This is a genomic window from Microlunatus sp. YIM B11417 (assembly GCF_059617205.1).
On the sequence record NZ_JCAMPJ010000002.1, the window covers coordinates 108,769 to 134,044 of the forward strand.

Here is a 25,276-nt window from a genome sequence, read left to right on the forward strand (position 1 = left end):
CAGCTCGGCGGCCGGGCGAGGTCGCATAGTGGACTAGTGCAGGCGCCTTGAAAGCGCCCGAGCGGGAAACCGTTCCGTGGGTTCGAATCCCACCCTCGCCGCCCGACTGGCTTAAGGTGTGGCCATGGGTGAGCAGGATGCGCGGGCCGCCAGCCCAGGGACCGAGGTGCACCTGCTTGCTCCGAGGCCGCCGATCAGGGCGTACGCCATCGCGGCCGGAGCGGCCGTCGTCGGGGCCGGCCTGATCGTCGCCGGTACGGTGAGCGCACTCCAGGTGATCTTCGTGATCGGCGTGATCGTGCTGGTGCTGGGCGTCGCCCTGGCGCTGGTCGCACTGATCATGGTGCTCCGGCTGACCACGACCGTGATCATGGACCGGGACGGGATCGAGGTGCGCCGGATCGGCCATCGGCACCGGGTTCCGTGGTCGGACATCACCTCGGTGAAGGCGACCCGGCACCACTTCATCGTCGTCGCGAACTCCGGTGGCACCGAGTTCGTCAACCCGCGCGACGGCGAGGACAAGACCGTGATCGCTCTGATGACCGCGATCCGGGACCGGCTGGACGCCAATCGCGGCTACGGGACCTGATCGGGCCTAAGACTCAGCCTTCGTACTTCGGCTTCGAGGTCGCCGCAACGTCCGGCTGGAACGCGCAGGAGTCGCCGGCGTCCTCGCTGGTCTCGGTCGACTTGCTGCTCGGCTTGTCCGACTCCGGATCCGACGGCTCCTCGGACTGCTCCGGCGGATCGCTCTGCTCGGTCTCCGGGTCGTCCGGTTCCTTGGTGGTCTCCGGATCCTCGGGTTCCTGGCTGTTCTCGGGATCACCCGGCTGCGGGTCGCTCGGCTTGGGGGAGGGCTTCGGCTTCTCCTTCTCGGTCTCGCCGATCGACTTCCGTACCTGTTCCCGCATCAGTTCGAAGTCGGGCCGGTAGACCAGGAAGCCGTTCTTGCCGTGCTTGAAGACCAGGCTGCGGAGGTTCCCCTTCTGGGCCCGGCTGGCCAGCTCGACCATCGCGGGCAGCATCTCCTGCGGCACGTCGGTCTGGACGATCTCCTTGCCGGCCTTGGCGATGTCCTCGTAGCGGGTCAGCAGGGTGCCCGGATTGGCCTGCTTGACGATCGCGTTGATCACGCAGCGCTGCCGGTCCATCCGGCTGAAGTCGTCGTACCCGTAGCGCCCGCGGGCGTACCAGAGCGAATCCTTGCCGTCGAGGTGCTGGCTCGGACCCGGGGTGAGGAACTCCTTCGGCGGGATGCCGGCATCCTTGTCGCCGCCCTTGGGGATGTAGAAGTTGACGTTCAGGGTCAGCCCGCCGAGGGCATCGATCAACTGTTCGAAGCCCTTGAGATTGACCAGGACGTAGTAGTCGATCTTGAGCCCGATCGCCTCGCCGACGGAGATCTTGACGACGTCGGCGTTCAGGTTGTCGGTCTCGCCGAGGACGTCCTTCGGCACATTCGCCGGTACGTTCTCGTACATCGCCGTCAGGCAGTACTCGAGGTCGTTCGGGTCACCGTTGGTGAAGCCGTCCGGGTAGTACTCGTGCAGCGGCGAGTCCTCCGGGAACGGCATGTTGGCCGTGCACCGCGGCAGGCTGATCAAGGTCGTGTTGCCGGTGTGGGTGTCGATGCTGGCCACCATCACCGTGTCGGTCCGGACGCCCTGCCGCTTCGAGCTGCCGTCGCCGCCGAGGAGCAGGACGTTGAGCCGCTTCTTGTCCTTCCACGGGTCGTTCTGCCCGCCCTTCGGATCGAAGCTCGGCCGGGTCGCGCTCTTGTTGTCCTCCTGGCGCTTGAAGACGTTGGCGACCAGATCGGCCTGGTCGTAGCTGTACCGGGCCGCGACCGCCATCGGCGCCGCGACCGCGAACGCCAGCAGACCGACGAGCAGGCCGCCCGCGATCCGCTGCGGCTGGCTCGGCAGGTTGCGCAGGGCGAGGTGCGAGGCGATCACGACGACGACCCAGGCCAGGCCGATCACGACCGCGATCACGGAGACGATGTTGAGGGCCTCGGGCGTCACGGCGATGCTGGCCAGGCCCTTCGGGTCGACGACGGCCCACAGGCACAGCGTGACCAGGCCCATCACGAACACGCCGAAGACGGTGAAGCCCGCCTTCTTCCGGCCGGCCGCGATCAGACCGGCACCGGGGATGATCGCGCCGAGGATGGTGAACAGGACGGTGCGCCGGAAGTCCGGGGTGTCCATCGTGCGGCGGTTGCGCCGGTTCCGTGCTGCCGTACGACTGCGCGGGGACTGCCCGGAGCGAGGCGACTGAGCCGAACGGGGGGACTGGCCGGAGCGAGGGGACTGGCCGGATCTGGACTGGGGGCGGCTGCCGGAGCGCGGTCGCGACTGGCCTTGCCGGTTCCGCGGCGGCCCGGACGGGCGGGATGACGCGGGCAGGTCCCAATGCCACTGATCCTGCTCATCCACCACCGAACCTGACCCCCAAAACCCTTACTCGCCGACTTGAGACCCGACCCAGCCTAGGCGGTCGGAACCGTGCTACGACTACGACCTCAGTCCCGTCTTACGGAGCGCAGCTCTGGGGCGACACGGCACCAGTCCAACGACACTTTGCTTCACGAGGTTCCCGATCGGTACTCTTGGGCGGTCTCGGCGATGCCGAGTCGGGAGGCGTCGCCTAGTCCGGTCTATGGCGCCCGCCTGCTAAGCGGGTTGAGGGTTCATCCCCTCTCGCGGGTTCAAATCCCGCCGCCTCCGCCCCTTGAGAGGGTTGGCCGGGCGACTCCACACCATCGGGGAGTCGCCCGGCGCCCACGAAGGCTCGGTGACGTCGATGCCGTGGTGGGCCGAACTGCTGATCGGGATCGCCGTCGCCCTGCTGGCCGTCTGGCTGTTGTTGATCATCGTCCTGATCGCCGTGAAGCCGGACCGGACCGTGATCCGGGAAGGGCTGCGGATCCTGCCGGACCTGATCCGGCTGCTGAAACGGCTGGCGACCGATCCGCGCCAGCCCGTCGGCATCCGGGTGCGGCTCGGCCTGCTGATGGGCTACCTCGCCCTCCCGTTCGACCTGGTCCCGGACTTCATTCCGCTGCTGGGGTACGCCGACGACGTGATCATCGTCGTCGCCGTGCTGCGGTCCGTCGTCCGCCGGGTCGGGCTCGGGCCGCTGCGGGAAGCCTGGCCCGGGACCGACACCGGCTTCGCCGCACTGTGCAAGGCCGCCGGCCTGAAGACCTAGCCGGGGCGGGCAAGATCACCACAGGCCGAGCGCCTCGACGACGACCGCGGCGGCCGGCAGTGGCGCGGCGGGCCGGCGGGTGAGGAGGCCGTCCGGGAGGGGGTGGTCGGGGCGGAGTCTGATCATGGAGCGCCAGCGGAACGCGTCGGGCAGGGCGGCTCGGACCCGGTCGCCGACCCGGCCGGTCAGCCGTCCGGAGTCCGGCAGGTCGTCGATCGTCAGGCCGCCGGCGAGCAGCCTGGCCGCGGTGACCGTACCGACGCCGTGGATGCCGCGGATGCCGTCGGACGGGTCGCCGACCAGGCTGGTCCGGTCGCACCACTGGCTCGGGCGGACGCCGTAGCGGTCCTCGATCTCGGCCGGCACGATGGCCCGGCGGCCGGGCTTCCGGGCCGTGTTGAGGATCCGCGTCCGGCGGTCGAGCAGCTGGTAGAAGTCGCGGTCGCCGGACATGATCCAGACCTGGCGCCGCGGAGTCGTCTGCCGGCAGGCGTGCAGCAGGGAGGCGATCAGGTCGTCGGCCTCGGCGGTGTCGAAGCAGAGCCGGCTCACGTCGAGGAGGTCGAGACCGCGTTCGACGTCGGCGAGCGCGTGGATCGGGGCCATCGCGTCCGGGTCGGTCGGCCGGTGCGCCTTGTAGTCCTGGTCGACGGCGGTCCGGTCGGCCCAGGCGTTCTCGCCGTCGAAGACGACCACGATCTCCGGCGGTACGTCGAGCTCACGGACCGCCACCCGGAGCAGGGCGAAGAAGCCGAACACGCCGGTCAGATCGCGGGACTTGTCGCGGCTGGTGATCCGGGCCGGGAAGCCGTACCAGGACCGCCAGAGCAGATTGTGGCCGTCCACCAGGAGCAGCGGAGGAGTCATCGGGCACGCATCCATCTCTCGCTCATGGTCCGCTGAGCAGAGACGGGCGGGTCGCACCGGACGCGGTGCGCTGATCCAATCGGACCTCCACCGTACGATCTCGCGCCGACAACCCGAACGCCGACGCGCCGCCTCACCTCAGCAGCCTCGGCGGGCCGCCGCGCGGGAGCAGCATGACCGCTCCGGCCAGCGAGTCGTCCTCGATCAACCCCAGCACGGCGGCCGTGAAGTCGGACAGCGGGATGGGTGGCGGGTCGGTGGCACGTTCGGCCTCGCTGACCCGTTCGGTCGCCACCCAGTCCGGCACCAGACAGGCGACCCGGGCCGGCGCGACGTCGGCCAGCGTCGCGGTGAACCGGATCAGCCCGGCCTTCGCCGCCGAGTATTCCGGCGACGGGTGCGGCTCCAGCCCGAGCCCGGCGGTCGAGGCGATGTTGACGATCACCCCGCCCCGGTCCCGCATCCCGGCCAGCGCATGCTGGGTGGCGCGCATCGGCCCGATCAGGTTCAGCGTGATCAGCTGCTCCCACTCCGCGGCCGAAGCCGCCGGGAAGTGTGGTGGCAGGTGGCCCCCGCCGCCCGCGTTGTTGATCAGGATGTCCGGCCGGCTGGTCTCGATCAGGTCGGCGGTCTGGCCGGCGTCGGTCAGATCCGTGCAGACGAACCGGCATCGACCCGGACCGGCGCGTTCGACCGTCTCCCGGCCGCCCGCCTCGTCCAGGTCGGCCACGACGACGTCAGCGCCGCCCTTGGCCAGCGCAATCGCCGCCGCTCGTCCGGTCCCGATCGCGCCTCCGGTGACCACGGCCCTGCGTCGTTGGATGTCCATCACCCCTGGCTATCAGAGGCCACTGACACAGCGTGCTCAGTCGCCGGCGGCTCGGCGTACGGAGGTGGCGTGCAGGTCGACGGCCTCGGAGTAGAAGCCGACCAGTTCGGAGCAGATCGGGCGCCAGCCGCGGTCGATCACGCTGGCCCGGGCAGCCCGGCCGAAGGCCTCCCGCTTGGCGTCGTCACCGACCAGGTCGCGGACCCGGTCGCGCATGATCATCAGCTCGCCGGGCGGATAGAGCCAACCGGTCCGGCTGTGGTCGATCAGGTCCAGTGGGCCGCCGGCGGCAGGCGCCACGACCGGTACGCCGCTGGCCATGGCCTCCTGCACCACCTGACAGAACGTCTCCGACTCGCCGGGCGTGACCAGCACGTCCAGGCCGGCCACAGCGCGGGCCAGGTCGTCGCCGTGCAGCATGCCGGTGAAGGTCGCCTCCGGCAGCACGGTGGCCAGCCGCCGCCGCTCGGGACCGTCACCGATGATCACGAGCCGTATCCCCGGCAGGTCTCGGAGCACGGCAAGATCATCGAGCTGCTTCTCGGCGGCCAGCCGGCCGACGAAGCCGACCAGGCGTTCGCCGTTCGGTGCCAGCCGGTTGCGCAGCTCATGATCACGAAGCTCCGGCCGGAACCTGGTCGAGTCGACCCCGCGTCGCCACAGCCGGAGCCGGCCGATTCCATGATCACCGAGGGCCGTCAGCGATGCGGAGGAGGGTGCCAGGGTCAGCGTGGCCCGCGTGTGGATGTCCCGGATCCGCTTCCACAGCAGGCGCTCCGCGTGCCGGAAGCCCGACCGTGCGGCCATCCCGGGTACGTCGGTCTGATAGACCGCCACCGTCGGTACGTCCAGCGCCTGCGCGGCCAGCACGGCCCGCCAGCCGAGCAGGAACGGCGAAGCCAGATGGACCACGTCCGGCGCGAAATCACGCAAGGGGGCCACCACCGGCGCGAACGGGCCGCCGGCGACCCGTACCTCCGGATAGATCGGCAGCGGCAGCGACGGGATGGTGATCACCGGTGCACCGGAAACGATCATGGGAACGCCGGCCGGATCGGCCGGCGCGATGACGACCGCCTGGTCGCCCCGTTGCTGGAGGTGTTCGAGCACCCGGAGCACCGAATGCACGACGCCGTTGGTCTGCGGAAGGAAGGACTCGGCGATCAGCGCGACCCTCATGAGCCGAGCCTTGCCGCCCGGGCGGACGGGCGGGCAACGCGCGCGTGACGTGTCGGAAACGGCAGCCGGTCCGTTCGGCGACCTGGTCAGGGCTTCCGGCCGGATGGCCGAGGTGCTCGGCCGTCACCGAGGTGACGAAACCGGTCCTCGCGCGGGCTCTGCGCCGGCCGCTGAACCTGGTCGACGGCGTCGTTCCCGAGAGGCAAGCTCGCTCGTCGGCGTTCCGGGCCATGACCAACGGCTAGTGGCCGAGGAAGAAGAGCAGGAAGATCAGGATGACGAAGTTGATCACCGTCGTGACCACCGCCGCGACGGTGCTGATGATCATGAGCTTGGTGGTCAGGTCGAGCCGGCGCGAGCTGTCGTCGTCCAGTCGGTAGGGGTTCATGCTGCGCCTCTCCTGGCTCGGGTTGACCAGGCCGGATCCCGCACCGACCGGACGACGAAGCGTAGCGCGAGCTGGACGCGCCGGTGACGCTGCGCCCGGTGCAGAGCACGCCCTTCCCGAGCGGGGTCCTGGAGCCGACCCACGGACCCGCCGGGCCGGGACGGTGCGGCGGCCGCGCCCGGAGCTGTGGGACGGGTGTGTCGCTGCGCGGGACGGGGCGCGGGGTGGCCGTCGCTCCGCGCGGCCGGGCACTACGGTGTTGCCCATGCGTGAGGCATTCCAGACCGAACAGGCGCCCAAGCCCGGTGGCAGCTACTCCCAGGGCATCGCCGCCGGCGGTTTCTACTACACGGCGGGTCTCGGCCCGGTCGACCCGGCGACCGGGCAGATCGTCGGCGAGACGATCGAGGAGCAGACCGCGCAGGTGCTGGACAACCTCGAGGCGATCCTGGCCGCGGCCGGCCTCGGCTGGGGCGACGTCGTGAAGGTGACGACGCACCTGCAGGAGCTGCACCGCGACTTCGCCGGCTACGACCAGGTGTACCGGAGCCGGCTGGTCGAGCCGTACCCGGTGCGGACCACGGTCGGCTCGCAGCTGATGAACATCCTGGTCGAGATCGATGTCGTCGCCGTCCGCCCCTGAGGCCGCGGCCGATCGCCGCACGCCGGGCAGCACGGCCGGGCTGGAACGGACCGTCGCCGAGCACGCCGAGGTGGTGCTGGACTGGCGGGTCAAGGGCTTCGCCGGTGCCGGGATCACGGTCGGCGACCTGCGCGCCTCGGGCCGCCCGCTGTCCTCGCTCGGCTCGCCGTTGATGATCATCGACCGGTCCGCGACGCAGGCCAACATCACCGGCATGAACGCGTGGTGCGCCGAGCACGGCGTGGTCCTCGCGCCGCACGGCAAGACCACGATGGCGCCGAGCCTGTGGCTCGATCAGCTGCGGGCCGGCTGCGTCGCGATCACGGTCGCGAACGCCTTCCAGCTCCGGGTCGCGCGGGCGGTCGGCGTACCGGACGTGATCGTCGCCAACGAGCTCGTCGATCCGACCGAGCTGGCCTGGGTCGGCGCCGAACTGGACGCGGACCCGAGCTTCGGCCTGGTCTGCTGGGTCGACTCGGTGGCCGGTGTGCAGCGGATGCAACAAGCGCTCACCGGGCACGGCTCCCGCCCGCTGGACGTCTGCGTCGAGGTCGGTGGCGTGGGCGGCCGGGCCGGTGCCCGTGACCCGCAGACGGTACGGGAGGTGGCCGAGGCCGCGGTCGCCGCGGATCGCCTGCGCCTGGTCGGGATCAGCTGCTACGAGGGCGCGGTGCCGGGGATCGGCGCGGACGCCGACGGGCTGGCCACGGTGGACGCGTTCCTGGCCGAGGTCGCCGAGATCCATCGTGGGCTCGGGGATCTCTATCAGGACGAGCGGGTGCTGGTCACCGCCGGCGGCAGCGCCCACTTCGACCGGGTCGCGGCGGCGTTCGCCGAGCTCGGGCCGGAGGTGGACCTGGTGATCCGGTCCGGCGCGTACGCGGTGCACGACGACCTGCACTACGCCCACGTGACGCCGAGCACCCGCGGTGCCGGGCCCGAGCTGATCCCGGCGATCAGCACCTGGGCCACCGTGCTGTCCCGGCCGGAACCGGGCCGGGTGATCATCGACGCCGGCCGCCGGGATGTGCCGTTCGACCAGGATCTGCCGATCGTGCTGGAGGCCAGGCGTCGCGGTGATCATGGGCTGACCAAGATCGAACCCGGTCCGACCACGGTGATCAGCCTCAATGATCAACACGGGTATGTCGACGTCGCCGCGGACTCCGAGCTGGCGGTCGGCGACCTGGTCCGGCTCGGCCTGTCCCACCCGTGCACCGCGTTCGACAAGTGGCGGGTGATCGGTGTCGTCGACACCAACGACGTGGACGACCCGACGGTGGTCGATGCCGTGCTGACGTACTTCTGACCCCGAACGAGGGAGCCCGATCATGATGATCACTCGTACTGTCCTGCGCGGCGGCCGGGTGGTGACCGAAGGGGGCTGCGCCGAGGCCGACCTGGCGATCGTCGACGGCACGATCGAGCAGGTCGGCGAGGTGTCGGCCGGTCCGGATGATCAGGTGGTCGACTGCTCCGGACGGTTGATCATGCCCGGGTTGGTCGACGGGCACACCCACGCCGACGGGCGGGTGTTCGACGACGAGGTGGCGTTCGCGCTGCTCCGGCAGGGCGTGACGACCGTGATCGCCGGCCAGGACGGCGTGTCCTACGCACCGGGCGACGGCAGCTACGCGACGCGCTACTTCGCGGCGATCAACGGGGCACACCCGAGCTACGACGGCGGTGGCGTCGCGGCCCTGTTGGCCGGCTACGACCAGGCGACGCCGATCAACGTCGGCTACCTGGTGCCGGCCGGAACGGTCCGCGAGCAGGTGATGGGACTGCGGCCGGGCCGCCCGTCGCCGACCGAGTTGATCGAGATGCGGGACCTGGTGGCCCAGGGCATGGCGTCCGGCGCGCTCGGCCTGTCCACCGGCCTCGACTACACGCCTGGCCTGTTCGCCGACGCCGACGAGCTGGCCGCGCTGTGCCGGCCGGTCGCCGAGGCCGACGGGGTCTACGTCAGCCACCTGCGCGGCTACGAGGAGGACAGCCCGGCCGGGCTGTCCGAGTTGATCAAGATCTGCGAGGCGAGCGGGGCGCGCGGGCACGTGTCCCACTTCCACGCCCGGCCGGAGTTGATGATCGAACTTCTCGACGAGGCCACGACAAGAATTGATCTGACCTTCGACTGGTATCCGTACTCGCGCGGTTGTTCGGTCCTCGGCATGGTGCTGCTGCCGCCGGAACTGCTGGCCGAAGGCTTCGACGCGACGACCGCGGCGCTCTCGACGCCGGCCGGCCGCACCGCGGTGATCGAGTCCTGGCTGCCCCGGCTGGTGGCCAAGGAGCACCTCGGTGCGACCTGGGCGGACAAGCTGGCGCTGGCCCACATCGCGGCACCGCAGTACGGCTGGGCCCACGGACTGACGCTGGCCGAGGCGGCCCGCCGGGCCGAGGCCGAGCCGATGGACCTGGGCTTGCGGATGCTGGCGGCCGCCGATCTCGAGGTGAGCGTCGTGATGCGGACCCAGTTCGACCGGGGCGACGACGACCTGGCCAAGATCCTGTCGCACCCGGCTCAGCTGACCGGGTCGGACGGGATCTTCATCGGGCGGAGCACGCATCCGCGCGGCTGGGGCACGTTCGCGCGGCTGATGGACGTGTTCGTCCGGCAGCGCGGCGACCTCGGCTGGCCGGAACTGGCCCAGCACAGCAGTGCCCTGCCGGCGCGGGCGTTCCGGCTGGGCCGCCGCGGCGAGCTGCGGCGGGGTGCGATCGCCGACCTCTTCCTCCTCGATCCGGCCCGGATCAGGGACAACGCGACCTATCCGGCGCCGCGCCGGCCGGCCGACGGGATCGACGACGTCTGGGTGTCCGGCGAGCGCGTCCTGGCGGACGGGCAGCTGACCGGGATCCGGTCCGGAAGGGGAATCCGACGCAGCTGAGCTCTGCGTCGTGGAAATCCAACAACCATCCGGGATTGATCTGATGTATTGTGGCGAATGCCGTGAGAAAGGACATCATGTCGCGCATCGCCTCCAGTCGGGTCCTGGACGTCCGATTTCCGACTTCGCTCGAGCTTGACGGCTCGGACGCGGTCAACGTCGACCCGGATTACTCCGCCGCCTACCTCACCCTGACCACCGACGCCGGCGACGCCGGGTACGGGCTGGTCTTCACCGCCGGGCGGGGCAACGAGGTCGTCGTCGCCGCCATCGAGTCCGCGGTCGCGCTGTTGCCGGACGCCGACGTCGAGACCCTGCTGGACGATCTCGGCGCCGTCTCGAAGGCGCTGGTCCACGACTCCCAGTTCCGCTGGATCGGTCCCGAGAAGGGCGTCTCCCACATGGCCGTCGGTGCTGTGCTGACCGCGCTCTGGGATCTGAAGGCCCGCCGGGCCGGCCTGCCGCTGTGGGAGCTGATCGCGAACCTGACGCCGGAGGAGTTCGTCGCCGCGGTCGACTTCTCGCATCTGCGCGACGCGATCACCGAGGACGAGGCGCTGGAGATCCTGCGCCGGGCCGAGACCGGCAAGGCGGAGCGGATCGCCGAGTTGAAGCAGACCGGCTACGCCGCGTACACGACGTCGGCCGGCTGGCTGGGCTACAGCGACGAGAAGATGATCACGCTGGCCAAGGAGGCGGTGGCCGACGGCTTCGAGTTGATCAAGCTCAAGGTCGGCGGCTCGGTCGAGGACGACGTACGGCGGATGAAGCTGGCCCGGGAAGCGGTCGGTCCGGACATCAAGATCGCGGTCGATGCCAACCAGAAGTGGGAGGTGCACGAGGCCGCCCCGTGGATCAAGTCGATCGGCGACTCGAGCATCCACTGGATCGAGGAGCCGACCTCCCCGGACGACGTGCTCGGCCACGCTCGGATCCGGCGCGAGGTGTCACCGATCAAGATCGCCACCGGCGAGGCCGTACAGAACCGGATCATCGTCAAGCAGATGCTCCAGGCCGGTGCGATCGACATCTTGCAGATCGACTCGACCCGGTTCGCCGGGCCCAACGAGAACCTGGCCAATCTCCTGCTGGCCGCGAAGTTCGGGATCCCGGTCTGCCCGCACGCCGGCGGCGTCGGCCTCTGCGAGCTGGTCGTGCACTTCTCCTTCATCGACTACGCCGCAGTCTCGGCGGACCGGGACGGCCGGGTGATCGAGTTCGTCGATCATCTGCACGAGCACTTCGTCGACCCGGTGGTCGTCGAGCGGGCCCAGTACCAGGCGCCGGCAGCGCCCGGTGCCGGCGGCGAGATGCGCGAGGAGTCCGTCGCGCGCTGGACCTACCCGGACGGACCGGGCTGGGTCGAGCTGTTCGAGAGCGGCGCCTTCACCCGCTGACCCGGGTCTTGATCAACTCCGGACCGCGGTGCGCCGCGGCCGGAGCAGGGTCGCGATCGCGACCCCGATCAGGGTCACGGCGGCCGCGAGGTAGCTGAACAGGGTCAGCTCCTCCGGCGCGGAGATCAGGTCGATCACGATCGCCGAGACCACCTGGCCGGAGATCGCGCCGAGGCCGAGGATCAGCACGCCGTGGACCCGGACCAGGATCGACGACGCCCAGATGAAGACGATGCCGAGCGACCCGCCGAGATACAGCCACCAGGTCGGCGGCAGGCCGCGCAGCGTTCCCGGCACCAGCAGCGAGATGCCGAAGTAGATCGCCAGGCCGATGAAGCCGACGACGAAGTTGTTGAACGTGGTGGCCCAGGAACCCGCGTAGAGGGCGACTCGGCCGTTCAGCGCCTGCTGGACGCTGGTGCCCATGCCGGCCACCAGCGGCAGTACGGCGATCAGCAGTCCGAGCCCCGCCACGGTGGAGACGCCGCTGCCGATCGCCGACAGGGCGACCGCCACGACAGCCAGCGCGGCGCCGATCATGCGGCCGTGCGAGACCGGCCGCCGGCCGCCCGGACCGAGGCCGTGGTGGTCGACGACGAGTCCCGCGGTCGACTGTCCGGCCACGTACGCGACGATGAAGAGGGCCACCCCGAGGATGCCGACGGACAGGCCCTGCGACGCGACGAAGAGGCCGCCGGCCAGGCCGCCGAGGACCAGCCAGACCGGCACCTCGCCGTGCCCGATGCCGCGGTACAGCCGGGCCACGCCGCGCCGGGTGGACGGATGCACCAGGACCAGGATCGACAGCAGGACCAGGCCGGTGCCGAAGCTGATCACCGCCGACAGCGCCGCCGCCCGCAGGCCGGTGCCGAGCTGCTGGGCCAGTTCGCTGTTGATCTTGGACTGGATGGAGACCAGCGCGCCGATGCCGAACAGCGCCGGGATCGTCGCGGCCCGGACCAGCGGTGAGTAGGTCACCGGCTGCGGGATCGGCGGCGTGCCCGAACTCGTCGGGCCGGGGTCGACTGTCGTACGCACGTGTCGATACAACCACCGCCGGCACCGCCGCATTCCGGGACGTCGAGATCCAGGTCGGCCGGATCAGGAGCTGCCGAAGCCCTGCACCCGGAACTGCATCACCCGATACGGCCAGTTGTTGGCACCTGGCGTCGTGTTCCACTGGCTGACCGAGAGATGCAGGTCGTCCAGCGTCGAGCCGGGGATCACGTACCCGCCGTAGAGCTGCGCCACATGGGTGTCGTCCTCATTGCCCCAGCTGGTGCCGTGCAGGAAGGTGGCCCGCTTCGCCTCGTACAGGTTGGAGGTCGGGGTGTCGGCGATCAGTCCGTCCATCCGGTAGTCACCGGCGTTGAACCAGGTCAGGATCCACTTCCCGCCGAGCGGCCGGAACGACATCTCGCCGAACTTACCCTCCAGGATCGGCGTCGCCGGCTGGCCCCAGCGCCAACCGCCGCCGCTGGTCCAGCCCCACGGCTCCCAGGCCGCGGTGTTGGCGATGTTCGCTGTCCGTACCCGGTGCAGGATCAGCGGCTTGTCCCGCTGGAACCCGGTCGAACAGATGTAGACGTAGTCGTCGTTGCCGAGGCCCCAGCCGACCAACTGGGCCAGCCCACCCGCGAAGTTCGCCGGGATCCGAGCGCCGGTGTCCTGCCAGGTGTTGCCGTTGTCGTCGGAGAACCAGATCTCGTTCCGGACGACGTTGCCGATGCCGCCCTTGTTGACGATCGCGTGCAGGTAGATCCGGTTGCCGATCGTGATCACGTCGGACGGCAGCACGGTGGAGAACTCGGGATTGTTGTGCGGGTAGTCCCAGAACTGCCGCGCCGTGGCGCCGCCGACCGCGCCGGACCAGGTCACGCCGCCGGCCAGGTCGGTGGTGGTCGAGTAGAGCCCGACCGGCGAGCGCCAGTTCGGGTCTCCGATCGTCTTCTCGAAGGTGTCGCCGAAGACGAACAGGTTCCGGCCGTCGGGCGTCCGGACCGGTATGCCGAGGTCGGTCGCCTCCATTTCCCATTCGGTGGTCAGCCCCGGCCCGGTCAGGTCGGCCACCTTGGTCACGGTCAGCGCCAGCGGCTCGGCCTGGGCCGGCCCGGCGGTCAGTCCGGCGAGGGCTCCGCCGGCGACGACGCCTGCCGTACCCCGCAGCAGGGTGGAACGAGAGATCCTCGGATTGAAGGCCCGCATGGTGTGTTCCTTCCGGTCGATTCACCGTTGAAATCGATTACACGCTAACCCGGGCCCGCCGGTCGGCGCCAGGGGTCGAGCCCGTAGATTTGTGCCGGAGTCGAGGTCGAGGAGAGGCGCGCACATGAAGATCGGGGTGATGCTGCCGTTCGGCGGCAGCGACGGGCCGGACGGCACGATGCCCAGTTGGACCGACGTACGGACGGTGGCGCAGACCGTCGAGCGGACCGGGCTGGACTCGGTCTGGCTGGCCGATCACTTCCTGCACCGGTCGCCGGACGGTGACCTGTCCGGCATGCATGAAGCCCTCTCGCTGCTCAGCGCCGTCGCGGCCGTCACCGAACGGGTCGAGCTCGGCAACCTGGTGCTGTGCTCCTCGTTCCGCGATCCCGGCCTGACCGCGAAGATGGCCGTGACCATCGACGAGATCTCGTCGGGCCGGCTGATCCTCGGCGTGGGCGCCGGCTGGCACGATCCCGAGTACGAGGCGTTCGGCCTGCCGACCGACCACCGGTTCAGCCGGTTCGCCGAGTGGCTGGAGATCGTGGCTCGCCTGCTGCGCCAGGAGACCGTGACCTTCGACGGCACGTACTACAGCACCAACGAGGGCGTCCTCGTTCCGGCACCGAAGCGCCGGATCCCGCTCCTGATCGCGGGCGGCCGGCCGAAGATGCTGGGCCTGACCGCCACCTGGGCGGACGCCTGGAACACCGCCTGGTTCGGGCCGCCGAACGACGAGGTGGCCGAACGGCTGGCCGGTCTGCAGCGGGCCGTCGAGGCCACCGACCGCCCGGCCGATGCCGTGGCGACGACCGTCGGCATCACCGTCCGCGACTCCGAGCACGACGACGGCGAGCCGAACCCGAAGATCATCGACGGCACGGTCGAGGAACTGGCCGGCGCCCTGCGCGGCTACCGGGACCTCGGCGTCGCCCACCTGATCGTCGGCCTGCGGCCCGGCACGCCGCGCTCGGTCGAGCGGCTGGCCGAGGCCAAGCGCCTGCTCGACGCCGTGTCCTGAGCCTGTCGAAGGACCGAGCCGCGATGCCCTTCGACAGGCTCAGGGCGCTGGTCAGTCGAGCCGGTCGGTCAACCGCTCCAGTTCGGTACGGAGAGCGGCTGGCAGCCGGTCGCCGATCTTGGCGAACCACTCCTCGATCCGCGGCAGCTCGGCCCGCCATTCCTCGGGACGGAAGGCCACCGCCTCGGCCACGGCGGCCTCGGTCAGGTCCAGCCCGGAGCGGTCGATCGCGTCCGGCCTCGGGAGGAAGCCGATCGGCGTCTCGTCCGCGTCGGCGCGACCCTCGAGCCGCTCGACGATCCACTTGAGCACCCGGGCGTTCTCGCCGAAGCCCGGCCAGAGGAAGCGGCCGTCGGCGTCCCGGCGGAACCAGTTCACGTAGAACACCGGCGGCAGCTGGGCGTTCGGGTGCCGGTCGCCGAGCCCCAGCCAGTGCGCGAAGTAGTCGCCGACGTGGTAGCCGAGGAACGGCAGCATCGCCATCGGATCACGGCGCACCACACCGACCGCGCCGGTCGCCGCCGCGGTGGTCTCACTGGACAGGGTGGCGCCGAGGAAGACGCCGTGCTGCCAGTCGCGGGCTTGGCTGACCAGCGGCACCGTGTCCTTGCGCCGGCCACCGAACAGGATCGCGTCGATCTGCACCCCGCGGGCGCTGTGGTACTCCTCGGCCAGCACCGGCACCTGGTCGATCGGGAAGCAGTACCGGCTGTTCGGGTGCGCCGCCGGTTCGCCGGTCTGACCGCCGGCCGGCCCGTTCTCGGGGGTCCAGCTGCGGCCGCGCCAGTCGGTCAGGTGGGCCGGCGGCTGCTCGGTCAGGCCCTCCCACCAGACGTCGCCGTGATCGGTGAGCGCCAGGTTGGTGAAGATCGCGTTGCCGCGCTCGATCGCCCGCATGGCGTTGGGGTTGGTCTTCCAGCCGGTGCCCGGCGCGACGCCGAACAGCCCGAACTCGGGGTTGACCGCGTAGAGGCGGCCGTCGTCGCCGTACCGCATCCAGGCGATGTCGTCGCCGATCATCTCGGCCGTCCAGCCGGGCAGGGTCGGATTGATCATGGCCAGGTTGGTCTTGCCGCAGGCGCTCGGGAACGCGGCGGCGATCGTGTACGAACGCCCCTCCGGCGAGGTCAGCTTCAAGATCAACATGTGCTCGGCCAGCCAGCCCTCGTCGCGGGCGATCGCGCTCGCGATCCGCAGTGAGTAACACTTCTTGCCGAGCAGCGAGTTGCCGCCGTAGCCGGAGCCGTAGGACCAGATCGCCCGCTCCTCGGGGAAATGGCTGATGTACTTCGTGGTGCTGCAGGGCCACGGCACGTCCTCCTGGCCGGGCTCCAGCGGTGCGCCGACGGAGTGCAGACAGGGTACGAACTCGGCGTCGCCGTTCGCGGTCATCGCGGCCAGCACGTCCGCCCCGGCCCGGGTCATGATCATCATGCTGACGGCGACGTACGCGGAGTCGGTCAGCTCCACGCCGAACATCGGCCGCGGATCGTGCCCTGAGCCTGTCGAAGGGTCGAGCGGCCCCATGCAGAACGGGATCACGTAGAGGGTTCGGCCGCGCATCGACCCGCGGTACAGCTCGGTCATGATCGACTTCATCTCGGCCGGGGCCATCCAGTGGTTGGTCGGCCCGGCGTCCCGCTCGTCCCGGCTGCAGATGAAGGTGCGGTCCTCGACCCGGGCGACGTCGTCCGGGTCGGTGCGGGCGTAGAACGAGTTCGGCTTGGCGACCGGGTCGAGCCGGGTCAGGGTGCCGGCCTCGACCAGCAGGTCGGTCAGCTCGGCGCGCTCGAGCTCGGAACCGTCGCACCAGTGGATCGCGTCGGGGCGGGTCAGCTCGGCGACCTCGGCGACCCAGGTGAGGAGCGCGGCATGGGTGGTCGGCGCCTGCGCGGTGGGCGGCGCGATCCGGGCGGGATCGAGGGTAGCGGTCACGGGCGGCATCCCTTCAAAAGAGACCAGTTGGGGCGGTGGACTGACCATAGCCCACTGATGCCACTGGTATTATATTCGGAAAGCGCCTACTGCAGGGTGAGGCTGCTCACATTCACGACAAGAGCCTGCTGATCAGGGATGATGCCTGAACTGCGTGACGCCGGTCACCATCTCGGATGGTGAGCCAGGACACTCGGTACAACTCCGTCGGCCCCGACCAGACCAGTGAAACGTGCCAGCCGGTTTCGGGGCCGGCCTCGGCTGGCGTGCCGCGGGCGGGCCAGGCGGGTGGACGGCGGATAATGGGCGGACGCCGCCGCGGGTCGAGGAGGATCGTGAAGCAACAGACGGGTGCCGAACTCCTGTCCCGTACGCCTCGCCGACTGGACGGCGACGGCACCCGCGGTGAGCAGATCGTCGCCCATCTGCGCCGCCTGGTCGCCGACCTCGCGCAGGGTGCCGAACTGCCCTCGGAACGGATGATCGCCGAGCACTTCGGGATCGCCCGGATGACGGCGCGCGAAGCGGTGGACAAGCTGGTCGAGCAGGGCCTGGCCGAGCGGATCCCGCGCCGCGGCACGTTCGCCAGCCAGCCGCGCTTCGTGCACACCCGGCACCTGGCCTCCTATGACGAGGACATGCAGTCCCGCGGGCTGGTCCCCGGCGGGCGCAAGATCAGTTCCCGGGTCCGGAAGGCGAGCCGGGCGATCGCGACGGCCCTCGGCATCGAGCCCGGTGCGCGCTATCTGGACCTGGTCCGGCTGCGTACCGCCGACGACGTGCCGATGGCGGTGATCCGGTCCCAGCTCGCCGTGGAACGGTTCCCCGGGATCGAACGGCTGGAACTCGATCATGGTTCGTTGCACGGCGTGCTGGAGCGACGCTGGGGTGTCCGGGCCGCCAAGCACGAGCAGCGGATCAGGGCGAGCCTCGTCGACGAGGCGGACGCGGAGCTGCTGGAGGTTCCGCCGGGCGTCGCCGCGTTCGAGATCCTGGGCGTCAGCCACGACGGCGACGGCGCGGTGATCGAATCCGGCCGCTCGGTCTACCGGGCCGACCGCTACGAGGTCGTTCTGCACACCGATCTCGGGGCGTGACCCGCCGTCCGGCGGGACCCGGTGATCATGTCGGGTCGAGGCGCACCGGCTCCTCGGAGAACCGGGCGGTCCGCGGATCCCGTTCGTCACCGAACCTGCGGGTCAGCACGCCGTACAGCTCCGGGCGCCGGCCCTTCAGCCAACGGCGGCCGGTGCTCAACGGCAGCAGGTCGAGATCAAGATCAGCGGTCACCAGCTCGTCCCGGGCGGCCCACGTCTCGGCGATGATCCGGCCGTACGGGTCGATGATCATGGCGTTGCCGGTCCGCACCTCGTCGTCGTCGCGGCCGACTCCGTTGCTGAAGATCACGAAGAGCCCGTTGTCATGGGCCCGGGCCGGCAACCAGCGCAACAACCACGCGCGCCCGTTCGGCCCGCGGAACTCCGCTTCGATCGCGTCCGGATCGGTCCGCCGGTTCTCCCAGAGTTCCAGGGGAATCGGCTTCGTGGCGTACGGGCTGCGGGATCGGGTGCCGCCGGTCTGGTGCGGCGCGATCAGGACGGAAGCGCCGAGCAGGGCCGTGGCCCGGACGTTCTCGACCAGATTGTTGTCCCAGCAGATCAGGATCCCGGCCTTGACGCCCCACGGTGTGTCGAAGACGGTGAAGTCCTCGCCGCTGGAGATCGCCTCGTGCTCGAAGGCGTGCAGCTTGCGGTGTCGGTGCACCTGTCCGTCGGGCAGGCACACCGCATACGCGTTGAACAGCTGATCATCCGCCGCCTCCAGGAAGCCGACGCCGACGGCGATCCCGTGTCGCGCGGCGAGGTCGCGAACGGCGCCGACCGACGGTCCGTCGAGCGGTTCGGCGAGCTCCCGCAGCCGGGTCGGCGACTGGCGCCGCAGGTGCCAGTAGCCGACCAGGCACATCTCCGGGAACGCCAGCAGTTGCACTCCGGTTGCGGCAGCCCGCTCGGTGTAGGTGGTGATCAACGCGAGATTGCCGGCCTTGTCGTCGGGCCGGGCCTGGAACTGGACGGCCCCGGTGCGCAGGAGGTTCACCCGTCCAGCAGACCGCGGATCCGAGTCCGCTGTCCAATGAATCCTCGTCGCTCACGCATAACCTGTCGGAATGGATGTACGGCTGCTCCGCGCGTTCCTGGCCGTGGCGGAGGTCGGCGCGATCGGGGTCGCGGCGCAGCGGCTGATGATCAGCCAACCGGCGCTGACCAAGCAGCTGCAGAGCCTGGAACGCCAGGTCGGCGGGACGCTCTTCCGGCGCGGCCGGCACGGGGCCGGGCTGACCGAGTTCGGGCATGCTCTGCTGCCGGAGGCGCGTGACCTGGTGCTCCGGGCGGACGCCTTCAGCCGTCGCGCGGAACGGTTGGCGCGGGGCGAGCTGGGCCGGCTCGCGATCGGGTTCGGGCTGTCCAGCATCGAGTTCGCGCCCCGGGTCGTCGCCGCGTTCCGGCGGCGGTATCCCGAGGTCGAGGTCAGGCTGGACGACCTTCCGTCGACGGTGCAACGGGAACGGCTCCGCGATGATCGGCTGCAGGTCGGCTTCGTCCGGCTGGACGCGTCGGTGCCGCGGCCGTACCGGATCGTCGGCACGGACCGGCTCGCCATCGCGATCGGCCCCGACGCCGACCCACCGGACCGTTCCGAGCCGCGGGACTGGCTGGCCGGACGCCCGTTGGTGGGCCTGACGCCCGACCGTGGCCCCGGCCTGGCCGGGCAGATCGAACGGCTCGGGCTCGGGTGGGGTCTCGGCCTGAGCGTGATTCAGGAGGCGGACGATCTGCAGACCGTGCTGGCCCTGGTCGCGGCCGGGGTCGGCGCGGCGTTGGTCCCGGCGAGCGGTCGCGGCATCGCGCCCGACGGGGTCCGGTTGTTCCCGATCATGGACCCGGCGGCCGCCTGGCGCGTGGCCGTGCTGTGGCGACCGGACCACGCGCCGGCCCTGCGCTTCGTCGAGTTGATCAACGACGAGGGTCGATCCAGGACACCAGGTCGGCCAGCCGAGCCGTGATCAGATCCGGCGTGATCGCGGCGAGGTCGGAACTCGGGGCTCCGTCCGCCACCGCCCGCGCGACCAGGTAGTCGTCGAACGCGTCCGGATCGGCCGGGACGTCGGTCCGCAGCAGCACGGTCCGGGCGCCGGCCGCCTTGCCGCCGATCACGTCGTGATCGATCCGGTCGCCGACGTGGACGTAGGTCCTCGCCTCGCCGCGGGCCGCGGCGAACGTGATCGCCGCGGGCTTGGCCCGGCCGACGTCGTCGCTGGTGATGATCAGGTCGACGGCAGCGAGCAGGCCGCTGTGCCGCAGGATCGGTTCCTGGTAGCGGCGCCAGCCGTTGGTCAGGATGATCACCCGCCAACCCTGGTCGCGCAGCGTGCCGAGCAGGGCGATCGTGTCGTCGTGCAGGATCCGGGTCGAGCCGTCGGTCGCGTACCGCTCCAGCCGCTCCAGCAGGTCGAACGGCGCCGCGACATCCAGTTCGCCGATGTAGCCGTCGACGATCGCCTGCCAGTCGTAGGCCCCGAGCAGATCGGTGGCGAGCAACTGCTCGTGCCGGCGGAGGATCTCCCGCTTCGCTCCGGCCGTGGCGTGGCGGCGGTCCAGCTCGTCCCCGAGGTCGGTCAGCACCCGGGCGAACGGACCGTTGATCAAGGTCCCGTCCAGGTCGAAGCTGATCACTCGGTCCGGTCGGTGCGCGGTCAACGGGTCCCCTCGGTCATGCCGTCGATGAACTGTCGGGCCATCAGGACGAAGATCACGACCACCGGGATCACGGCGATCGTCAGGCCCGCGAACAACAAGGCCCATTCGGTACGGAACTCGGCCATGACCGTGGCAAGACCGAGGGGCAACGTCCGGTGCTCCTCGCTGCGGATCAGGACCAGGGGGAAGAAGAACTCGTTCCAGACGCTGACCGAGGAGACGATCGCCACCGTGCCCAGGGCCGGCCGCATCAGCGGCAGGAAGATCCGGAGGAAGATGCTGCCCCAGCCGGCGCCGTCGACCAGAGCCGCCTCCTCGATCTCCCGCGGCACCGAGAGCGCGAACCCGTACAGGACGAAGATCGCGAACGAGAGCCGTTCGGCGACCTGGATCAGGATCAGGCCGGTCAGCGAGTCCAGCAACCCGAGATCCTTCATCAGGCCGAAGATCGGGATCACCGCCAGCCGTAGCGGCACCATCAGGCCGAGCAGGAACAGCACCAGCAGGGCCCGGTTCCAGCGGAAGTCGAACCGGGCCAGGTAGAACGCGACCATCGACGCGATCACCAGCAGCGTGGCCACCGTGATCAGCGTGACGACGACGGAATTGCCCAGGTAGCGGCCGAAGTTCGCCCGGTCCCAGATCTCGGCGTAGTTGGCGAAGCGGAACTCCGCCGGCCAGCCGACCGGGTTGTTCAGCACCTCCAGGTCCGACTTGACCGAGTTGACGATCATCAGCAGGACCGGCGCCAACTGGACGGCGGCGAAGACGATCAGGAACGCGTAGCCGGCGAGCCGGCCCAGCTCGGCCGGGCGCCGTCGGCGGGTCGCCGGCACGACGGGGCCGGTGCGGGGCGGGGTCAGGGTGGTCGTCACGATCAGTCCTTGGCCGGCCGGAACAGGCGCAGGGTCAGCACGGCGGCGGCCGACATCACCAGCAACATGGACAGGGCGAGTGCCGACCCGAGACCGACCGCGGCCGTGCCGCCCTCGCCGCCGAACGCGAGTCGGTAGAACAACAGGCCGAGCGTGTCGGTGCCGTAGTACGGCGCGCCGGTGACTCCCTGCATCGCGTACACCAGGTCGAACGTCTCGAACGCCCCGATGAACGCCAGCACGGTGAGGATCATCCAGGCCGACCGGGTCAGCGGCAGCGTGATCGAGAACAGGGTGCGGACCACGCCGGCGCCGTCCAGGCGGGCGGCCTCGAACAGGTTGGCCGGGATGGCCTGGATGGCGGCCAGGAAGACCAGGATCGAGAACCCGATGCTGTGCCAGGCGCCGACGGCGATCACCGAGGCCAGCGCCGAGTCCGGCGTGCCGAGCCAGGCGTGGCCGGGCAGCCCGATCGCGCCGAGGAAGGCGTTCAGGGCACCGGACCGCGGGCTCAAGATCAACTGCCAGAGGAAGCCGACGACGATCAGCGACAGCAGCCGGGGCAGGAAGAATGCCGCCTTGAAGAACTCGCGGCCGACGGTCAGCTGATGCAGCAGGGCAGCGACGACGAAGGCGGCGAACGTGATGATCATGGAGCCGGCGAACATGATCAGGTTGTTGCCGACCGCGTTGATCACTCGCTCGTTCAGCGGCGCTGTGGTGAACAGGGTGGCGAAGTTGTCCAGGCCGACCCAGGCGCCGCGCTGCAGACCACGGAAGGCGAAGAAGCTGTTCAGCAGCGTGGTCAGGATCGGGTAGAGCACGAACAGTCCGTAGACCGCGAGTGCGGGCAGGGCGAACAGATGGACCAGGGGAGTGACCCGGGCCGGGCCGCCGCGACCCCGCCGGTGGGTCGCCTTCGCCATCAGGACCTCGAGCCGCGGTAGGCGTCCTGGGTCTTGGTGAACAGTTCGTCGGCGGTCAGCTGGCCGCCCAGCACCCCCTGCAGGGCGTTCTCGAACTCGGCCTTGACGTCGGGCTGGCCGCCGCCGATCTCGATCAGCAGGTTCGGTGCCGCGGAGGTCTTGATCGCCTCGGCGAGCCGTACGTGCAGGTCGTCCTCGGGCTGGAAGCCCGGCACCGGGCTGAGCCGGGAGAACTCCTGACCGAACGCGGTCCCGAACGCCGGCGAGGCCAGGTAGGCCAGCAGAGTGCGGGCGTCGTCGAGATGCTTCGAGTCGGCCATCACCGCGTACGCACCGTCGACGAACGTGCACAAGCGGGAACCGGCGCCGCTGTCGGGCAGGCTGGGCAGGAAGCCGATCCTGAGGTCGGCGTTGAGCTCCTGCAGGGGCTTGATCCGGTAGTCGCCGTTGATGTACATCGCGGCCTCGCCCTGGGCGAACATGGCCCGGGCCTCGTCGTCGGCCATGCCGATGAAGCTGTCCGGCAGGTACGGCTCGAGGTCGAGCACCCGCTGCACCGACTGGCGGAACTCGGGCCCGGTGAAGTCCGCGGTGCCGGCCCGCGCCGACTCGACGAACGCATCGCTGAGCACGGACGAGGAGACCGCGGCGTGCAGGATGGACAACAGATAGGCGGCCTTGCCGGATTGGGCGATCGGCACGATCCCGGCTGACTTCAGCTTCTGGCAGGCGTCCAGGAACTCGGGCCAGGTCTTCGGCTCGTCAAGATCATGGTCGGCGAACAGGTCGACGTTGTAGAGCGTGATCAGGGCGTTGAGAGCGAGCGGCACCCCGTACACCTTGCCGTCGGAGCCACTGACCGCGGCGAGATCGGCCTTGCTGAAGCCGGACAGTCCGGGAAGATCATCCAGTGCGGCGAGCGAGCCGCCGTCGATGATCTCGCGGCCGGCTGCGTAGGGCCGGAGCTGGATCACGTCCAGGGTGTCGCCCGTCTTCATCGCCGTGGCGAGGATCTGGTCGTAGTCGGTGGAGTTGAACGGCTCGAACTTCACGGCGAGGCCGGGATTTGCCTCGGAGAAGGCGGCGAACAGCTTCGTGTAGCCGTCGGTGTCCTCCTGGCGCCAGCTGTAGACGCTGATCGACTCCGCGTCGTCCCAGGACGTACCGCAGCCGGCCAAGGGAAGTGAGGCGCCGAGCGCTCCGGCGCCGGCGGCCGCGAGCAGCACTCGCCTGCTGATCATGATCAACTCCGTTCCCGGTCGGCTCGACGCGCGGCCGTGGCCGCACTCGGGTACGGAGATCGTAGGCCTGGTCTAGTCCAGAGTCAACGGGACTGCAGATGGAAGGTCCCGCCGGTCTGCCGGAACCGCGTCGGCGGCTGCCCGTACCGGCGGCGGAAGGCGGTGCTGAACGGCCGCACCTCCGGGTAGCCGCAGCGGCGGGCGACCTCGGTGACCGGGTCGGTCGACTCCAGCAGCAGCCGGGCGGCCCGCTCCAGGCGGAGCCGGCGCAGGGCCGCCATCAGCGATTCCCCGGTCTGGGTCTGGAAGAGCCGCTCGGCGTGCCGCTCGGACAGGTGGACGACGGCCGCGACGTCGCGGACCAGCAGCGGCCGGGCCAGATTGTCCAGCAGATAACGCTCCATGGCCGCGACGGTGACCGATCGCCGGTCCACCGGCCGGGTCGCCAACGCAAGATCGTCTTCGTCGGCGAAGGCCCGCGCGGTCTCGATCACGAGGGCCGCGCCGAGGCCGGTGAGCATTCCGGCCTGGCCCGACCGGGGCTGGTCGGCCTCGTCGGCCAGGGCTCTGACCGTCGCGGGGAGCCGGCCGAGCCGGTACGACAGCACCGGCTGGTTGGGATCGAGCAGACCGCGCCACCAGCCGGGTCGCGACGGGGCCGAGCCCCGGCCGGGCGCGAGCGTGAAACCCCAGAAGGCGATGCCGAGCGGGTCGCGACGGTTCGAGATGATCTCGTGCACCTGGCCCGGCCGCGCGATGAAGACGGAACCGGTCTCGACCTGGTGAAGGTCTCCGTCGATGGTGAAGGTGCCGCGGCCCGCGTAGGTCAGGCACACCTCGTAGTACGAATGCGTGTGGGCGTAGTTGCGCCAGTAGCGTGGCTCGTAGAAGCCCCAGCTGACGAAGTCGCTGGCGTAGGTGTCGACGACGCACCGGTCGAGCAGCCCGTGCAGGCGCACGAAGCTGCTCGAACCGGCGACGTCGTCGAGACTCATCGGGAACTGATCATTGCGGATTGCGGTTGGTCGGGTCGACCCCGGCCAAGATCATGCCCTGGCCGAGCGAGCCGGAGTGCTGGTCGGTGAGCGGCGGATCGGCCGGATCCCGGTACTGGATCAGCCAGGTCGTCCGGGCCTCGTCGGAGGTGTTGATGCCGGAGCCGTGCACCGTCAGGTAGCTGAAGAACAGCACGTCGCCGGCCTCGGCCGGCTGCGGCACCGCGTCGCTGAACGGCACGTCGGTCAGGTGGAAGCTGCCCTCCGCGCTGTGCTCGCGCGGGCCGGACGTATGGCTGCCCGGGATGACCCGGACGCAGCCCTTCTCGTCCGGGGCGTCATCGAAATGGAAGATCGCCGCGCCGACCCGGTGGTACTTGTGCGGGAAGAACGGATGATCTTGGTGCAGCGGGAACGGCGAGCCGTTCTCCGGCGGCTTGATGAACAGCTTGGTGTGGTGCAGTTGGACGTTCGGCGTGCCGAGCACCGCGCCGGCGACCTCGGTGAACCGAGGGTCGAGCAACAGCCGTCCGAACGCGGCGTCGTAGAACTGGGCGTCGTGGACGTGGCGCAGGCTGGTCGCCTGGCCCATCGCGACGTCGGCCGCCGAGGCCCAGGTGGGATCGTCGTTCCGGTTCAGCCGTTCGATCAGCTCGTGGCTCCGGGCCCGGTAGTCGGCCGCTTCCTCCTTGCTCAGCAGGCCCTTGACCAGGACGAAGCCGTCCCGGGCGTGGTCGGCCGCCAGTTGATCAAGATCGCGGGTGGGAGTGGTCAGGGTCGTCATCGAGGCTCCTCGTCAGGGGTTCGTACGACCACCAATGTAGGAACCGGGGACTCCGCCGGGGAAGACTCGGGCCGGACGCTGATGTTCGCGAGACGGACACCCTCGGGCCTCGTGCCCTGAGCCTGT

The 25,276-nt window shown here is 70.1% G+C and carries 24 protein-coding genes and 2 tRNA genes; 11 read left to right on the forward strand and 15 right to left on the reverse strand.

The window, feature by feature from the left end; translation table 11 throughout:
• Positions 1 to 14: 14 nt before the first annotated feature.
• Positions 15 to 101 (forward strand) — tRNA-Ser (locus AC6CCG_RS10645).
• A gap of 23 nt (positions 102 to 124) precedes the next feature.
• Positions 125 to 592, forward strand: a complete 468-nt coding sequence (locus AC6CCG_RS10650) for a YcxB family protein (RefSeq protein WP_496654512.1) — start codon at positions 125 to 127, stop codon at positions 590 to 592.
• A gap of 13 nt (positions 593 to 605) precedes the next feature.
• On the opposite strand, the gene AC6CCG_RS10655 is transcribed toward AC6CCG_RS10650, so the two are convergent.
• A complete protein-coding gene (locus tag AC6CCG_RS10655) occupies positions 606 to 2,213 on the reverse strand; it encodes an LCP family protein (RefSeq protein WP_496654513.1) in 1,608 nt (535 codons plus the stop codon).
• Positions 2,214 to 2,641: 428 nt separating this feature from the next.
• Here AC6CCG_RS10655 and AC6CCG_RS10660 point away from each other — a divergent pair.
• Together AC6CCG_RS10660 and AC6CCG_RS10665 are read left to right on the forward strand one after the other, a co-directional pair.
• Positions 2,642 to 2,732 (forward strand) — tRNA-Ser (locus AC6CCG_RS10660).
• Positions 2,733 to 2,808: 76 nt separating this feature from the next.
• Positions 2,809 to 3,216, forward strand: coding sequence for a YkvA family protein (locus AC6CCG_RS10665; protein ID WP_496655390.1), 408 nt, complete (start codon positions 2,809 to 2,811; stop codon positions 3,214 to 3,216).
• Between the two features lie 15 nt (positions 3,217 to 3,231).
• On the opposite strand, the gene AC6CCG_RS10670 is transcribed toward AC6CCG_RS10665, so the two are convergent.
• The 4 genes from AC6CCG_RS10670 to AC6CCG_RS10685 all read right to left on the reverse strand — a co-directional run bounded on the left by AC6CCG_RS10670 (position 3,232) and on the right by AC6CCG_RS10685 (position 6,479).
• The gene (locus AC6CCG_RS10670) at positions 3,232 to 4,083 is read right to left on the reverse strand and encodes a 5'-3' exonuclease (RefSeq protein ID WP_496654514.1); all 852 of its coding nucleotides are present in this window, start codon (positions 4,081 to 4,083) and stop codon (positions 3,232 to 3,234) included.
• Positions 4,084 to 4,216: 133 nt separating this feature from the next.
• Positions 4,217 to 4,912 carry an SDR family NAD(P)-dependent oxidoreductase gene (locus AC6CCG_RS10675; protein WP_496654515.1) on the reverse strand — a complete coding sequence of 232 codons (696 nt, stop codon included), beginning with the start codon at positions 4,910 to 4,912 and terminating at the stop codon, positions 4,217 to 4,219.
• Positions 4,913 to 4,948: 36 nt separating this feature from the next.
• Positions 4,949 to 6,091: a glycosyltransferase family 4 protein gene (locus tag AC6CCG_RS10680; RefSeq protein WP_496654516.1), complete on the reverse strand. Its 1,143-nt coding sequence runs from the start codon at positions 6,089 to 6,091 to the stop codon at positions 4,949 to 4,951.
• A gap of 241 nt (positions 6,092 to 6,332) precedes the next feature.
• Positions 6,333 to 6,479: a hypothetical protein gene (locus tag AC6CCG_RS10685; protein WP_496654517.1), complete on the reverse strand. Its 147-nt coding sequence runs from the start codon at positions 6,477 to 6,479 to the stop codon at positions 6,333 to 6,335.
• Between the two features lie 265 nt (positions 6,480 to 6,744).
• Between AC6CCG_RS10685 and AC6CCG_RS10690 the strand changes: the two genes are divergently transcribed.
• From AC6CCG_RS10690 to AC6CCG_RS10705, 4 genes are all read left to right on the forward strand, one after another.
• On the forward strand, positions 6,745 to 7,122 hold the full coding sequence (locus AC6CCG_RS10690; protein ID WP_496654518.1) for a RidA family protein: 378 nt from the start codon (positions 6,745 to 6,747) through the stop codon (positions 7,120 to 7,122).
• Entirely contained in the window at positions 7,100 to 8,431 is a 1,332-nt protein-coding gene (locus AC6CCG_RS10695) for a type III PLP-dependent enzyme domain-containing protein (protein ID WP_496654519.1), read from the forward strand. The genes AC6CCG_RS10690 and AC6CCG_RS10695 overlap by 23 nt, the downstream gene beginning before the upstream one ends.
• Before the next feature lie 22 nt (positions 8,432 to 8,453).
• Entirely contained in the window at positions 8,454 to 10,013 is a 1,560-nt protein-coding gene (locus tag AC6CCG_RS10700) for an N-acyl-D-amino-acid deacylase family protein (protein WP_496654520.1), read from the forward strand.
• 77 nt (positions 10,014 to 10,090) lie between these two features.
• Positions 10,091 to 11,410 (forward strand): enolase C-terminal domain-like protein, encoded by a 1,320-nt coding sequence (locus tag AC6CCG_RS10705; protein WP_496654521.1) that lies wholly within the window; start codon positions 10,091 to 10,093, stop codon positions 11,408 to 11,410.
• Between the two features lie 12 nt (positions 11,411 to 11,422).
• Here AC6CCG_RS10705 and AC6CCG_RS10710 read toward each other — a convergent pair whose 3' ends face one another.
• Both AC6CCG_RS10710 and AC6CCG_RS10715 read right to left on the reverse strand, forming a co-directional pair.
• Positions 11,423 to 12,448: a DMT family transporter gene (locus AC6CCG_RS10710; protein WP_496654522.1), complete on the reverse strand. Its 1,026-nt coding sequence runs from the start codon at positions 12,446 to 12,448 to the stop codon at positions 11,423 to 11,425.
• Positions 12,449 to 12,511: 63 nt separating this feature from the next.
• Positions 12,512 to 13,615, reverse strand: a complete 1,104-nt coding sequence (locus AC6CCG_RS10715; RefSeq protein WP_496654523.1) for a glycoside hydrolase family 183 protein — start codon at positions 13,613 to 13,615, stop codon at positions 12,512 to 12,514.
• Between the two features lie 124 nt (positions 13,616 to 13,739).
• Here AC6CCG_RS10715 and AC6CCG_RS10720 point away from each other — a divergent pair, with 124 nt between their 5' ends.
• A complete protein-coding gene (locus AC6CCG_RS10720; RefSeq protein WP_496654524.1) occupies positions 13,740 to 14,636 on the forward strand; it encodes an LLM class flavin-dependent oxidoreductase in 897 nt (298 codons plus the stop codon).
• Between the two features lie 51 nt (positions 14,637 to 14,687).
• Here the strand turns inward: AC6CCG_RS10720 and AC6CCG_RS10725 are convergent, their stop codons facing one another.
• Entirely contained in the window at positions 14,688 to 16,571 is a 1,884-nt protein-coding gene (locus tag AC6CCG_RS10725) for a phosphoenolpyruvate carboxykinase (GTP) (RefSeq protein ID WP_496654525.1), read from the reverse strand.
• Between the two features lie 335 nt (positions 16,572 to 16,906).
• Between AC6CCG_RS10725 and AC6CCG_RS10730 the strand changes: the two genes are divergently transcribed.
• The gene (locus tag AC6CCG_RS10730; RefSeq protein WP_496654526.1) at positions 16,907 to 17,668 is read left to right on the forward strand and encodes a GntR family transcriptional regulator; all 762 of its coding nucleotides are present in this window, start codon (positions 16,907 to 16,909) and stop codon (positions 17,666 to 17,668) included.
• Positions 17,669 to 17,693: 25 nt separating this feature from the next.
• Here AC6CCG_RS10730 and AC6CCG_RS10735 read toward each other — a convergent pair whose 3' ends face one another.
• On the reverse strand, positions 17,694 to 18,668 hold the full coding sequence (locus AC6CCG_RS10735; RefSeq protein WP_496654527.1) for a nitrilase family protein: 975 nt from the start codon (positions 18,666 to 18,668) through the stop codon (positions 17,694 to 17,696).
• Positions 18,669 to 18,738: 70 nt separating this feature from the next.
• On the opposite strand from AC6CCG_RS10735, the gene AC6CCG_RS10740 reads away from it, so the two are divergent.
• Positions 18,739 to 19,635, forward strand: coding sequence for a LysR family transcriptional regulator (locus AC6CCG_RS10740; protein ID WP_496654528.1), 897 nt, complete (start codon positions 18,739 to 18,741; stop codon positions 19,633 to 19,635).
• Here the strand turns inward: AC6CCG_RS10740 and AC6CCG_RS10745 are convergent.
• The 6 genes from AC6CCG_RS10745 to AC6CCG_RS10770 all read right to left on the reverse strand — a co-directional run bounded on the left by AC6CCG_RS10745 (position 19,586) and on the right by AC6CCG_RS10770 (position 25,150).
• Positions 19,586 to 20,329, reverse strand: a complete 744-nt coding sequence (locus AC6CCG_RS10745; protein WP_496654529.1) for an HAD family hydrolase — start codon at positions 20,327 to 20,329, stop codon at positions 19,586 to 19,588. The two genes, AC6CCG_RS10740 and AC6CCG_RS10745, sit on opposite strands and share 50 nt — an antisense overlap.
• Positions 20,326 to 21,204 carry a carbohydrate ABC transporter permease gene (locus tag AC6CCG_RS10750; protein WP_496654530.1) on the reverse strand — a complete coding sequence of 293 codons (879 nt, stop codon included), beginning with the start codon at positions 21,202 to 21,204 and terminating at the stop codon, positions 20,326 to 20,328. Before AC6CCG_RS10750 ends, AC6CCG_RS10745 begins: the two co-directional genes overlap by 4 nt.
• Before the next feature lie 2 nt (positions 21,205 to 21,206).
• Positions 21,207 to 22,130, reverse strand: a complete 924-nt coding sequence (locus AC6CCG_RS10755; RefSeq protein ID WP_496654531.1) for a carbohydrate ABC transporter permease — start codon at positions 22,128 to 22,130, stop codon at positions 21,207 to 21,209.
• Positions 22,130 to 23,371: an ABC transporter substrate-binding protein gene (locus AC6CCG_RS10760; RefSeq protein ID WP_496654532.1), complete on the reverse strand. Its 1,242-nt coding sequence runs from the start codon at positions 23,369 to 23,371 to the stop codon at positions 22,130 to 22,132. The genes AC6CCG_RS10755 and AC6CCG_RS10760 overlap by 1 nt, the downstream gene beginning before the upstream one ends.
• Before the next feature lie 83 nt (positions 23,372 to 23,454).
• Entirely contained in the window at positions 23,455 to 24,366 is a 912-nt protein-coding gene (locus tag AC6CCG_RS10765; protein ID WP_496654533.1) for a helix-turn-helix domain-containing protein, read from the reverse strand.
• A gap of 10 nt (positions 24,367 to 24,376) precedes the next feature.
• A complete protein-coding gene (locus tag AC6CCG_RS10770) occupies positions 24,377 to 25,150 on the reverse strand; it encodes a phytanoyl-CoA dioxygenase family protein (protein ID WP_496654534.1) in 774 nt (257 codons plus the stop codon).
• Positions 25,151 to 25,276: the final 126 nt, after the last annotated feature.